Source organism: Fulverythrobacter ferritrahens (assembly GCF_020539485.1).
Lineage (GTDB): Bacteria > Pseudomonadota > Alphaproteobacteria > Sphingomonadales > Sphingomonadaceae > Andeanibacterium > Andeanibacterium ferritrahens.
In genome coordinates this window covers 1-12,355 of sequence record NZ_JACDXU010000003.1, presented here as the reverse complement: position 1 = coordinate 12,355, position 12,355 = coordinate 1, and the positions used below count along the sequence as shown (strand labels likewise).

Here is a 12,355-nt window from a genome sequence, read left to right as displayed (position 1 = left end):
GTTTTTCCCTCCTCATTCGGCCGGAACAGGGGCCGCCGGACGGTCAGCCGCTTCATTGAAGGTTGCGTTGTGCATCGGTGCTTCCTGGCGCAGATGCCCCAGGATCGTGCGCCACACATTGATCACCAGCAAAACGGCACCGGCGAGGTAGAGCGCACCGCCAAAGGCACGGGCGACATATTCCCAGTGAAGCGCGGCAACCGTGTCGGCAAAGCTGTTCACCAGATAGCCGTCGGCACCATATTCACGCCACATCAGACCCTGGGTGATGCCTGCCACCCACATGCTGGCGGCGTAGAAGACGATCCCCAGCGTAGCGAGCCAGAAGTGCCAGTTGACCATGCGGATCGAATAGAGCCGCTCGCGCTTCCACAGGCGCGGGACGAGGAAGTAGATCGCCGAGAAGGTGATCAGGCCGTTCCAGCCCAGCGCACCCGAATGCACGTGGCCGATTGTCCAGTCCGTATAGTGGCTGAGCGAGTTGACGCTCTTGATCGACATCATCGGCCCTTCGAAGGTGCTCATGCCGTAGAAGGCCACCGACATGACCATCATGCGGATGATCGGATCGGTGCGGACCTTGTCCCATGCGCCGTTGAGCGTCATCAGACCGTTGATCATGCCGCCCCAGCTGGGCATCCACAGCATGATCGAGAACACCATGCCGAGCGTCTGCGCCCAGTCGGGCAGCGCCGTGTAGTGCAGGTGGTGCGGACCGGCCCAGATATAGAGGAAGATCAGCGCCCAGAAGTGGATGATCGACAGGCGATAGCTGTAGATGGGCCGCTCTGCCTGCTTGGGCACGAAATAATACATCATGGCCAGGAAGCCGGCGGTCAGGAAGAAGCCGACCGCATTATGGCCATACCACCACTGGACCAGCGCGCCCTGCACACCGCCGAAGAACGGATAGCTCTTCGAACCCAGGAGGCTGACCGGAATGTCCACATTGTTCACCAGGTGAAGCATCGCCACGGTGATGATGAAGCTGAGGTAGAACCAGTTGGCCACATAGATATGCGGCTCTTTCCGCTTCAGGATCGTGCCGACGAAGACAACCAGATAGGCCACCCACACGATGGTGAGCCACCAGTCCACATACCATTCCGGCTCGGCATATTCCTTCGACTGGCTGATCCCCAGCAGATAGCCGGTGGCCGCAAGCACGATGAACAGCTGATAGCCCCAGAAGACGAAGCGGGCGAGCTGCGGAAATGCCAGTCGCGCACGGCAGGTGCGCTGCACGACGTAGAAGGAGGTGGCGATCAGCGCATTACCGCCAAAGGCGAAGATAACCGCTGAAGTATGCAGTGGTCGCAGGCGCCCGAAATTGAAAAACGGCTCCAGATTGAGGAGCGGGTATGCCAGCTGCAGGGCAATGAACAGCCCTGCCAGAAAGCCCGCCATGCCCCAGAACACCGTGGCGATCACGCCCCAGCGAATGGGATCGTCATCATACCGGGTTTCGTCGGGTGTCCTGAGTATTCCCTTGGCGATTGCGGCGTAGTCCGCCTTGTTAACGCTCACCACCAGCCCGATCAGGGCGGCAATGGCTACAATCGTCATGTGAATGGCGAAGCCGCTGTCCTGAGCGCCAGCAATGGCGATCACGGCCAGCAATAGGATCGCGAGCCAGATGCCCGCGCCTGATACGACCTTTACCATGAGTCCTTACCTCCTGTCGGAGCGGCCTTTGCGCCCGGTGAGTGGGTGTCACATTGATCATCGTCAAATCGCCGTGGCTCAAGGGCGTTTTGCCGTTTTCCTCCGTTTTGCGCGGGATCAATGTTTTGCGCCGCAGACGGTGGAAAGGGAACATCGCGCTGCAAAAATCCTTGGCCGCACAGGGTGGCCACTGCGGCGCGAGGGATATGACACGATGCGTATGATGACCGCCGCCGTGGCCCTGGCAACGGCTTTCGCCCTGTCGGTTCCGGCTCACGCCGAAGACGGCGCCAGCGGCGACAAGGGCAAGTGGCAGATCAAGCTGCTTGGCTCTGCCGTGCTCGCCGATGGCAAGCTTACCGACAAGACCAAGGATCTCGTTGGCCTTCCCAACAATCTCGAGACCAAGGCCAATGACAATTACGTGCCGACTATCGCGGTCGAGTACTTCTTCACCGACAATATCTCGGTGGAGACGATCTGCTGCGTTACCCAGCACGATGTCGATGGCACTGTCGGCCTGCCCGGTGCGGAACTCGTCAGCGATGCAAAGATCATCCCCGCTACCCTGACGCTCAAGTACCATGTCGATGCGGGCCCGATTAAGCCCTATGTCGGCGTCGGCCCCACCTATTTCATCTTCATCGACGAGAAGCCCGGCGCCGCCGCCAAGACTCTCGGCGCCGATGGGTTCAAGCTCAACGACAAATTCGGCGTGGCCCTGCAGGCTGGCGTCGACGTGCCGCTGGGCGACAATGGGCTTTCTCTGGCCCTCGATGCGAAGAAGTATTTCCTCAATACTTCGGCTCACTGGTATGTGGGCCAGACCGAAGTGATCACCACCCGTCACGCCCTTGACCCCTGGGTACTGAGCGCCGGGTTGGGCTTCCGCTTCTGAAAAATGCCCGAAACGGCTTTCCTCTTCGCCATGAAGAGGGGGCCGGGGCATCGGGCTCAGCCCGCCCGTGCCTCGAGCGCCGCGCGGTTAAGGATCGTGACCGCGCGGCGTGACGGCAAATCAACGATCCCATCCTTCTTCAGGCGAGTGAACTGGCGGCTGACCGTTTCGATCGTCAGGCCCAGCAGATCCGCAACCTGCTGGCGCGAGAAGGGCAGTTCGAATTCGTCCAGCATCTGGTCCGGATCCTCGCATCCTGGCTCGGACAATCTTTCCGACATGTCGAGCAGGAAGGTTGCAAGCTTTTCTTCCGCATTCTTGCGGCCCAGCAGCAGCATCCAGCGGCGCGTGCGATCCAGTTCCGACAGCGTGCGCTTGAGCAGCTTGTGTTCCAGCGCCGGATGTTCATGGGCGAAACTGTCAAAATCGGTGCGCGAAAAAACGCAGACATTGGCCTCGGTAAGCGCAGTTACCGAATGGCGCGTGGTCGCGCCAAAGGGGCGCCCGATGAAATCGGATGGATAGACCACGCCGACAATCTGTTCCCGGCCGTCTTCCGTGCCCGTGGAGAGCTTCAGCACTCCCTCAATCACATTGGCTACCAGCAGGGAATCGTCCCCCTCCCAGATCAGCGATTCACCCGGTTCCAGCTTTCGACGACGTCCGATCGCATTAAGCGTGGCGATCTCTGTCGAATCGAGTGCGGCGCAAATTGCCCGGTTGCGCACCAAACATGTATCGCAAAAGCCCATGCCGCCGCTTACCAACGGCAGGGCTTCGCTACAACAATTCTATCGACCTTCTTTGATCCACCACGATAAACCGTGCCTGTCCGGACGAATTCCGGCTATCCGGATACTGAATTTATCGCTTCCGCGCACAATATGCCCTGTCAGGCAGAGGCCCGAGCAGGCGGCACCTGACGATCCACGATGATGGAGGCGGCCGAGATCAGGACTGCGGCTATCGAAAGCACCGTGAAGAACGGAATCACACTGCCCTCACCCAGATCCAGCAGCCAGCCACCCAATCCGCTGGCAGTAATAGCCCCGATGCGGCCCACGAAGATACCGAAACCGATGCCTGCCGAGCGGCAGGACGGCGGATAGCCATAGGTCATCATGGCGTAGAAGCTGGCAATGGCAGCACTGAACAGCGCAGCCGCCAAGCCGATCAGCGCGACGATGACATTGCTTTCGCTGGCACCGGGAACGCCGGAGAGTTGCTCCAGATGGAAGGCAAGAACCAGCAGCGTAACCAACAGGCTCACACTGAGCACTGCCATCACGATGCGCGAACCGAAGCGCTGCACCAGCAAGCCCGCCGCAATGGAAGACGCAATCGACGTCATGCCCGCCACCGAAACAGCATAGCTTGCCTCCTCGAAGCTGAAGCCCTTCGCCGTCAGCATCGTGGTCGTCCAGTTGAGGATACCATAAGCGCAGGTTGCCGCCGCCGCGAAAGCGATCCCGATCCCGAGATTGAGCCGGAGATTACTCCGGTCGAACACGCCAATGGAAACACCGTCGCGATCGGTATGATGCCGCTCCGGCGCGAGTTCGAACGCCCCGGGAAGGACTTTGCTCGCAGCAGTCTGGGCATCTTGCTTTCTGCCCTTCGCGAGCAGGAAAGTAGGGCTGTCCCGCAATATCAGGACGATGAGAAATACGACGAGGAGGGTCCCCAGCCCGATGGCAACGAAAGTGCCGCGCCAGCCATAGAGATCGACCAGAGTCGGCGCCAGCGCCGCCACCACGAGGCCGCCAGCGGGCGTACCGACGGACAGCGTCGTCACGCCGACAGATCGCCAGCGATCCGGCAGCCATTCGCCCGCCAGCGTGATCGCATTGGCATAGGCCGAACCGAAGCCCAGCCCGCCAACCACACGCCAGGCCGCCATGTGCCACACGTCCGCAGCCTGACTGGCGCCAACGGTAGCGAGGGAAAACACTATCGTGGCGATGGCAAGCGACCAGCGCCGCCCGATCGTGTCGCCCAGCCAGCCGCCACCCCACGAGCCGAGGCCAAAGCCGACCAGCGCCGCGCTCATCGCGATGCCGAAGCTGCCTCCGTCCACCCCAAATTCCGCAATCACCTTGGGGGCGACGATACCCAGCAGTTGGGCGTCCATTCCGTCACATACCAGAACGAGCATGCAGATCGCGAAAGTCGCCACTGAAAAGGCCCTGAGCGGCGCGCGCGACAAGGCTTCGCTGAAAGTCGTTTGCATTTACCCTACTCTCCCATTCGCCTCAAAGGGCGGGTGCCGGCGCAATATGCCGATCTATGATCCAGATCGACGAGCCGACCGCCAGGGCGCATACGGTCAGAACGCCGAAGAAGGGCAGCACGGAAGTGCCGCCCAGATTCAACAGATAACCCCCACTCCACGCCATGGCGATACCTCCAAGGCGGCCGAGCAACATTCCCAGGCCGATCCCGGCTGAACGGCAGGAAACGGGATAACCCATCGTCATCAAAGAATAGATTGAGGATATCCCGAGACTGACGATGCCGCCCACCAGACAGGCGAGCCCGTAGAACACCGCGAGCATCAGCGCAGATGGAGCGCCGGTGAGCTGTTCCACCAGGATTCCGAGCGCAATCAACGCCGCAAAGGTGAGTACAGAGCACCCTGCCATGAGCTTGAAGGAACCGAAGGCACGCAGAAAATATCCCGCGCATAGCGCACCTGCCACCGACAGCAGGCCCATCCAGAACAGCACGCCGATCGCCTCGGCAGGGGTAAACCCGCGCGAGGTGAACAGTTCCGTCCCCCAGCTCGTCAAGCCATAGACAATGGCGGTGGAGGCCGAGAATGCGATGCCGACGCCAAGTGTAAGACGGGTATTGCCGCGATGGAACAGGCCAATTTCCGTGACGATCCCGCCACGTCCGACCATAATCCCCTGCGGAGCTTCAGGCCCCAGTTCGATGTCATCGCCCAGCTTGTCACGCGTGATGCGCTCGGCCTTGTCCCGCTTTCCCTTCGCCAGCAGATACGAAGGCGATTCCCGCAGCAATACCAGAGCGAGAATGCCCGCGAGGACTGAAGCCCCGCCGAAGAGTACGAACAGCCCGCGCCAGCCCAGATCGTCCAGCAGGAAAGGCGCCACGCCCGCCGCAATGGTTCCGCCCGCCGGAGTGCCGACCGACAGCAGCGAGATCACATGGGTGCGGAAACGCTCCGGCGTCCATTCGCTCGCCAAGGCAAGGCCGTTCGGGCCCGCCGCACCAAAGCCCAACCCACCGAGGAAGCGCAGCAGCGCCAAAGCACCTACGCTGTCCACCTGAGCGGAAAGCACCGTGGCTCCGCCGAAGACCAGCGCAGCGCCAAACAGCAAATTGAGCCGCCCCAAACGGTCTCCCAGCCATCCGCCCAACCAGGCCCCGATGCCCATCCCGATCAGCGAGGCGGAGAGGGCCGTGCCGAATGCCGCACGATCGATGCCCCATTCGGCAACGATCGCCGGTACCACGAGGCCAAGTGCCTGCGCGTCCATTCCGTCAAAAACGAGGACGAGCAGCACCATCGCCACGACGGCATATTGGAACAATCGCACCGGGCGGCTGCTCACGGCCTCTGAAAAAGTGATCTGCACCAGCTCTCCCCCTTCCCCGGCCGTCCGTTCTTTGACGGATCAGCCCAACAGGTCTTTGCTTACCTCGCCTATGTTTCTTGCCCCCAGCAGGCCCATCGTCCGCGCGGTTTCCGCCTTGAGCAGTTCGAGGGCCCGCACCACGCCATCTTCCCCGCCCGCGGCGAGGCCATAAAGCGCAGCCCTTCCGGCAAGCACGCCCTTGGCCCCCAGCGCTACGGCCTTCACCACATCGCTGCCGCGCCGCACCCCGCTGTCCAGCAGCACTTCCAGGCGGCAGCCCACAGCATCCACGATGGCGGGCAAAGCTTCCATGGATGAGATCGAGCTGTCCAGCCCGCGCGCGCCATGGTTGGATACAACGATCCCGTCCGCCCCCACCTTCACCGCCAGTTCGGCATCATCGGGCCGCAACAGTCCTTTCAGGACCAGCTTGCCCTTCCAGCGATCCCGCAGGCGGGCAATCTCTTCCCAGTCGATATTGTCCTGCTTGAACAGCGCGCCGGGATGCACGCTCTGCGTCACGCGGCTGCGCAGCCGGTCGGGCAGATTGGCCTGGCTGGGTATGCCCCCGCTCACGGCATAGCGCCCCATCACGCCCATCAGCCAGCGCGGATGCAGCAGGATGTCGGCGGTGTTGCGCGCATTGAGCCGGAAAGGCGTGCCGAAGCCATTGTGATAGAGATATTCGCGATTGGGCGGCACCGGCAGGTCCAACGTCACCAGCAGCGCCTCGCAGCCCAGTTCCTGCGCCCGGTCGACCACCGCGTAGGACAGGGAGCGATCCGCCCAGGTATAGAGCTGGAACCACAACCGTCCGCCTGCCTCGGCAATCTGGTCTATATCCATCGTGCTGGCGCTGCAGATGGTGAAGGGCACGCCCGCACGGGCAGCCGCCCTGGCCAGAGCCAGATCGCCCTTGTACCACAGCAGCCCTGCCGCCCCGGTAGGCGCGACGGCGAAGGGAGCTGCGGAGGGCGTGCCCAGCAAGGTGGTGGAACTATCCACCCGCTCCACATTGCGCGCCACATGGGGGCGGAATGTTACAGCATCGAAGCCCGCGCGATTACGGGCAAGGCCAAGTTCATCCTCCGTGCCGCGCTCGACATATTCCCACACGCCCAACGGCAGGCGCGCCTTTGCCCGCTTGCGCAGGTCGGCGATGTTGAAGCAGCCGAAGGTGGACGCCCCCGCCATTGCCGCGTGCTCAGCCGCGGCCGAGGAAGGGCAGCTTGTTCTGGACGATCATCGCCTCATAGAAATTGAGGTGATCGGGCAGCGCGGTCATATGGATGATCGCATCCGCGATGTCCTTGGGCTGAGCAGCGAAATCCTTGTCGAGCTTCACGGCGCCCGGCGCGATTTCGGTGGCCACGATGCCGGGATTGAACATCGATGCGGCAATATTGAATTCCCGCCCGTCAATGGCGAGCGAGCGGGTCAGCCCATCAAGGCCCCACTTGCTGGCGGCATAGGCCGGGCTATCCGCACGCGGCACGCGGGCCGAGATCGAACCCACATTGATGATGCGGCCATGCCCCTTGTCCTTCATGATACGGAAGGCTTCGCGGCTGCACAGGAAGGCGGAAGTGAGGTTGGTGTCGATCACCTTGCGCCACATTTCCAGCGACAATTCGTAAACGGCCGTGCTGTCGGCAATGCCGGCATTGTTGATCAGGATGTCCACCGTGCCGAACCGGTCAACGGCTTGCTGGAAGAGATTGGCCACCGCTTCCTCGTCGGTCACGTCAGTGGCCACGGCCAGTGCCTCGCCCCCTGCTTCCTCGATCTTCCTGACAAGCCCTTCAAGGCGATCCACCCGGCGCGCGGCAAGCACGACCTTGGCGCCCGCAGCGGCATAGCCCAGCGCACAGGCCTCACCGATACCGGAGCTGGCACCCGTAACCACTGCGACACGACCCTTGAGAATATCGAGGTTCACCGGCTTTCTTCCTCTCGCGATGTTGCCTTTATCAATCTCCACCACCCGAATTCATGGCGGAGTGCAAGTCCATAGTTGCTGCGGCGCATGGCGGCGAATGATTTGCCCCGCCCCGCCCACAAAGCGGAGGGAGCAAGGCAAATCTTCTGCCTATCTAGCGCGCAACGCAGCGATAGTTCTTCGGATCGTTCACTTCCCCGCTGCCCGCATAATGCGCCACCTTGGGCCATGCGCAAAGCGGGCGGACCATCGAACCGTCAGCCTTCTTCGCCACCAGCGTTTCGGGGGCCTTGCCAGTGTTCACCCAGCCATCGAGCGCATCCAGCATATCCACCTGATCCGCACCCGGCCCGCCTGCGCAATGCCCCACGCCGGGCGCAAGGAACATCTGCAAGCCATTGGCCGCTCCGCGTGGATCAATGCGCTTCACCGCCTCGACATAGTCGATTGTGCCCACCGGGCTCGGCCCGGGATCACTTTCGCCATGCCACATCAACAGCTTGCCGCCGCGCGCGAAGAACGGGGCCAGATTGGGATCGCCGGCTTCATACATTTTGGCGAAGGCACTGGCACGGCCTTCCACCACCTGCGCGGGAGTAAGGGAATTGAGATCGACCTGCTTTCCGGGCCAGAGCACCGGCACCAGTCCGCCCGTGCCGCCGCCATTGGAAAATTCCTTGCGGTCGCCATTGATCGCCACGAAGGCCGCCCATCCGGCTTCCCCGCCCCTGCTCAGCGGCAATTGAGCGTAAGAGCCATCGGCCGCGCGTACCCCGTCATAGGCGATCTGCAGTGCGTTGACTTGCGGCTGGGTGAGGCACCCGCCAGTGCTGCCCGGCTTGCAGAGCAATTCCTGCGGATTCCACTGGCAGGAGCGCGGAGCGGCGATCACGCCATCTGTCACTCCATCCTTGGCATCGCAGGATTTGAGCACCGCGTCGCTCACCAGCTTCGCGCCTTCCGCGCCCAGCGCCGCACCGGGCTGAGCAAACAGATTGTTGCGCAGCACGGCGCTGGTCTGCACCTGCAGGGTATAAACTGGCGCCTGCGAGATGATCGCATCATAATCGTTCGGGAAACGCTGTGCTTCCATCAGCGCCATTCGCCCGCCGGTGGAACAGCCATGGAAATAGGAGCGATCCAGCCCCTTGCCGTAATAGGCGGTGACCAGCTTCTTGCCCGCCTCGGTCATTTCATGAATCGCGCGCCAGGAAAAATCCTTCGCCTTGACCGGGTCGACCACCCAGGGGTTTTCAAAAGGCGTAGTGCTGGCATGGCCGCCATCGGTCTGCGCCGTGGCATAGCCGGCGGTCAGGCCAGGCTTTGCGGCATCCAGCGTAATGTTTCCGGCCCAACCGCCGCCGCCAAGGCCCAGCATCTTGCCATTCCACCCCACCGGGAGGCGATAGACCACTCCGATCTCAGAGCCTGCTTCAGGCGAGAGCGTAGCCTTGATCTCGCAGAAGGCTGGCAGCGATCCATCCGCCTCCACCCATGTCGCGGTGGCAGTGCTGCTCAGTACTCCGAGCGCGGAACTTGCCTCACAACGCGCACGATCCTGTGCATGCGCCAGTGTGGATCGGGCTTCTCCGGTCGGGGCACAGCTCGAAACGAGCCCGGCAGCAAGGGCCAGGCAGGCGGCAATTGCGATTTTCGAAGGCATTCTGGCTCCCTGTATATTTTCCGGGAGCTTGAAAGATCATGGCGCTGCCCGTCAATGGGGAAGCGTGCTGTATGGGGTGAATGCGGTCTGTTTATGCCGATGCGGTGAGGCGCGAGACTTCCCCTATGTCTCGCCCCTCCGGCTCCGGACTGCCGAAATAATGGCCTTGCACCTCCACGCAGCCTTCTCTCGTCACCAGCTTGAGGTGCTCCTCTGTTTCCACGCCTTCTGCCACGGTCGTCACGCCAAGGCGCCGGCCGAGATCCGCCACTGCGCCCACCACCGCCGCGCAATCGGGCCGGGTTAGCGCATCCCGCACGAAGGAGCCGTCGATCTTGATCTTGTCGAATGGGAAAGCCCGCAAATGGGCAAGCGAGGAATAGCCGGTGCCGAAATCGTCCAAGGCGACCCGCACGCCCATGGCTCTCAGGTGGCGTAGATCGCCGATCCCGCTGGCCTCTTCATTCAGCAGGGCGGTTTCGGTCACTTCCACTTCCAGCCTGTTGGCGGCAAGACCCGTGCGCAGCAGGATGGAAAGCACCGCATTGGCGATGGTCCCCTGCCCCAATTGCCCCGGGGAGACATTCACGGCCACGCGTGCTCCATCCGCCCATTGCAGCGCATCGCTACAGGCCTGCTCCAGCACGAACAGACCTAGTTCGCGGATCAGGCCGCTCTGCTCGGCAATGGGGATGAAATAGGACGGGGAAATCCAGCCCCGCTGGGGCAGATGCCAGCGCACCAATGCTTCGCGTGCGGTCACCCGACCGCTCGCGATATCGAGGATTGGTTGATAGAATACATAGAGTCCGCGCCGATTGCGAATGGCTTCGCGCAGCTCGGCTTCCAGCGCCACACGCTCCTGCACCTGGCGTTCCATTTCCGGCTCGAACCTGCGAAACGTGCCTTTTCCGGCAATCTTCGCGACGCTCAATGCGATATCGGCGCGGGAGAGGAGTTCCTTGGAGCGTTTGCCGTGGCGCGGGGCCGTCGCGATCCCGATCGACGCACCGATCTCGACGCTGCGCTGGTCTTCCAGGCGAAAGGGCAAGGACAGGCTGGAGATCAGGCGGAGACAGAACTGGTTGACCCTCTCCTCATCGCCGGAGGGGAGAATGATCGCAAATTCGTCACCCCCCAGGCGGCCAATCGCGGCTTGCTGCTCCGTGCAAATCTCGTGCAACCGGGCGGCAACACTCGTGAGAACCTCATCTCCCACTACATGCCCCATCGTATCGTTCACGAGCTTGAAGCCATCGAGATCGACGAACAGGAGAGATATAGGCCCTGCCGGCGTTTCCAGCACTTCATCCAGCTGTTCGCGAAAGCGCGCGCGGTTCTGCAGGCGGGTCAGCGTGTCATGATGGGCAAGCCAGCGAATATGCTGTTCCGCCTCGACTTCCTTGGTCACGATCGCCCAGGACAGCATAGGCCCGATATAGGCGCCATCCTCTGCCCATACCCCCGTTATCTGCAGGTCGATCACTTCCGGCCCCACCGCCATGCGTGTGTGATAGGGAAGACCGGCGGGATCGGAGAGAGCCGCTCTGGCGCCATGGGGAAGATGTTCGAACACATCGATACTAGTCCCCACAAGAGCCTCCTGCTCCAGCGCCAGCTGATCCTGTATCTGCCGCATGGTCCGGATGGATGTCTCGTTGGCATAGGTAACGACGAGCTTCTCGGGATCGACAGTCAGGACCGCGATGGGCATGTCGTCCACCATCCGCAACAGGCGTCGCTGATCTTCCTCACGCTGACGCGCCCGGATCTGCGCTGCCACCATTCGTTCGAAATTCCGGCCCTGGATGGTCACAAGGAACATCGCCGCAGCCACTGCGAGCACAATGTTCAGGCCCATTGCCATGATCGTGGCATTGCCGGACCAGATGATGAGGATCAGCGCCCCTGTAACCGCGACCAGCGCGACCGTCATGGCTGCCGCACGCGCCTGTATGAGACAGAACATCGTGGAAATGGCAGACAGCGCAAGAAAGAAGGTTACGTGCCCCTGCAGAAACGGACCGCCATAGGGAAACAAGGCTGCGGCCCATGCCAGGATACCTGCAGCAAGGATTGCCGCCACCCAGTTGATACGGTGCAGCACGCCAGGAATCGCATTCTGATCGTCGATCGCAGTCCCCGATCGTAGCCAGTAGATCAGCCGCACCATGAAGGCTGCGGTGAGCAACATCGGCATGAGGAGCGTAAGCCAGACCGGCGCGAGAGGGTAGAAATTCGCCGCGAGCATCCAACTCGCAACGATCAAAATCGAATACATCAAGGGAATCTGGCGCCCGAGCGCAATGCATTGCGCACGTTGCAGATCCGGATTTTTGGCCGGATGCACCATGTCATTTATTAAATGCTTGAATCTCGAGAGGAACTGCATCTCGCCCCCGCAAATGCCCCACCGAGCTATTACGGGAAATCAAGTTAACAGCCCGCTAAGCGAGTCTTTTGCCCGAGCGGCTGTGTTTGGGTGTTTCAGGGTTTTGGTTGCGGGGGCAGGATTTGAACCTGCGACCTTCAGGTTATGAGCCTGACGAGCTACCGGACTGCTCCACCCCGCGTCACCGAAGCGCGTA

General features: G+C 61.8%; 9 protein-coding genes and 1 tRNA gene. 1 reads left to right on the top strand and 9 read right to left on the bottom strand.

All coding sequences use genetic code 11. From position 1 onward, the window contains the following. Positions 1 to 12 precede the first annotated feature (12 nt). Entirely contained in the window at positions 13 to 1,665 is a 1,653-nt protein-coding gene (gene ccoN / locus H0274_RS12115; protein WP_226795726.1) for a cytochrome-c oxidase, cbb3-type subunit I, read from the bottom strand. 214 nt (positions 1,666 to 1,879) lie between these two features. Between ccoN and H0274_RS12110 the strand changes: the two genes are divergently transcribed. After that, on the top strand, positions 1,880 to 2,563 hold the full coding sequence (locus H0274_RS12110) for an OmpW/AlkL family protein (RefSeq protein WP_226795725.1): 684 nt from the start codon (positions 1,880 to 1,882) through the stop codon (positions 2,561 to 2,563). Between the two features lie 56 nt (positions 2,564 to 2,619). Here H0274_RS12110 and H0274_RS12105 read toward each other — a convergent pair whose 3' ends face one another. From H0274_RS12105 to H0274_RS12070, 8 genes are all read right to left on the bottom strand, one after another. Next, a complete protein-coding gene (locus tag H0274_RS12105) occupies positions 2,620 to 3,315 on the bottom strand; it encodes a Crp/Fnr family transcriptional regulator (protein ID WP_226795724.1) in 696 nt (231 codons plus the stop codon). A gap of 140 nt (positions 3,316 to 3,455) precedes the next feature. Next, positions 3,456 to 4,793 (bottom strand): MFS transporter, encoded by a 1,338-nt coding sequence (locus H0274_RS12100; protein WP_226795723.1) that lies wholly within the window; start codon positions 4,791 to 4,793, stop codon positions 3,456 to 3,458. 22 nt (positions 4,794 to 4,815) lie between these two features. Further along, positions 4,816 to 6,165, bottom strand: coding sequence for an MFS transporter (locus tag H0274_RS12095; RefSeq protein ID WP_226795722.1), 1,350 nt, complete (start codon positions 6,163 to 6,165; stop codon positions 4,816 to 4,818). Positions 6,166 to 6,204: 39 nt separating this feature from the next. Continuing rightward, positions 6,205 to 7,359 carry an alpha-hydroxy acid oxidase gene (locus tag H0274_RS12090; protein ID WP_226795721.1) on the bottom strand — a complete coding sequence of 385 codons (1,155 nt, stop codon included), beginning with the start codon at positions 7,357 to 7,359 and terminating at the stop codon, positions 6,205 to 6,207. 10 nt (positions 7,360 to 7,369) lie between these two features. Beyond that, the gene (locus H0274_RS12085) at positions 7,370 to 8,104 is read right to left on the bottom strand and encodes an SDR family oxidoreductase (RefSeq protein WP_226795720.1); all 735 of its coding nucleotides are present in this window, start codon (positions 8,102 to 8,104) and stop codon (positions 7,370 to 7,372) included. A gap of 154 nt (positions 8,105 to 8,258) precedes the next feature. Further along, entirely contained in the window at positions 8,259 to 9,767 is a 1,509-nt protein-coding gene (locus H0274_RS12080) for a tannase/feruloyl esterase family alpha/beta hydrolase (protein ID WP_226795719.1), read from the bottom strand. 91 nt (positions 9,768 to 9,858) lie between these two features. After that, the gene (locus tag H0274_RS12075; RefSeq protein WP_226795718.1) at positions 9,859 to 12,048 is read right to left on the bottom strand and encodes a putative bifunctional diguanylate cyclase/phosphodiesterase; all 2,190 of its coding nucleotides are present in this window, start codon (positions 12,046 to 12,048) and stop codon (positions 9,859 to 9,861) included. A 215-nt stretch (positions 12,049 to 12,263) separates the two neighbouring features. Beyond that, positions 12,264 to 12,340: transfer RNA gene (locus H0274_RS12070), tRNA-Met, on the bottom strand. Positions 12,341 to 12,355 lie beyond the last annotated feature (15 nt).

Bases quoted from the DNA above. Each gene is read 5' to 3' on its own strand.
- ccoN (WP_226795726.1), bottom strand. From the start codon at position 1,665: ATGGTAAAGGTCGTATCAGGCGCGGGCATCTGGCTCGCGATCCTATTG.
- H0274_RS12110 (WP_226795725.1), top strand. From the start codon at position 1,880: ATGCGTATGATGACCGCCGCCGTGGCCCTGGCAACGGCTTTCGCCCTG.
- H0274_RS12105 (WP_226795724.1), bottom strand. From the start codon at position 3,315: ATGGGCTTTTGCGATACATGTTTGGTGCGCAACCGGGCAATTTGCGCC.
- H0274_RS12100 (WP_226795723.1), bottom strand. From the start codon at position 4,793: ATGCAAACGACTTTCAGCGAAGCCTTGTCGCGCGCGCCGCTCAGGGCC.
- H0274_RS12090 (WP_226795721.1), bottom strand. From the start codon at position 7,359: ATGGCGGGGGCGTCCACCTTCGGCTGCTTCAACATCGCCGACCTGCGC.
- H0274_RS12080 (WP_226795719.1), bottom strand. From the start codon at position 9,767: ATGCCTTCGAAAATCGCAATTGCCGCCTGCCTGGCCCTTGCTGCCGGG.
- H0274_RS12075 (WP_226795718.1), bottom strand. From the start codon at position 12,048: ATGTATTCGATTTTGATCGTTGCGAGTTGGATGCTCGCGGCGAATTTC.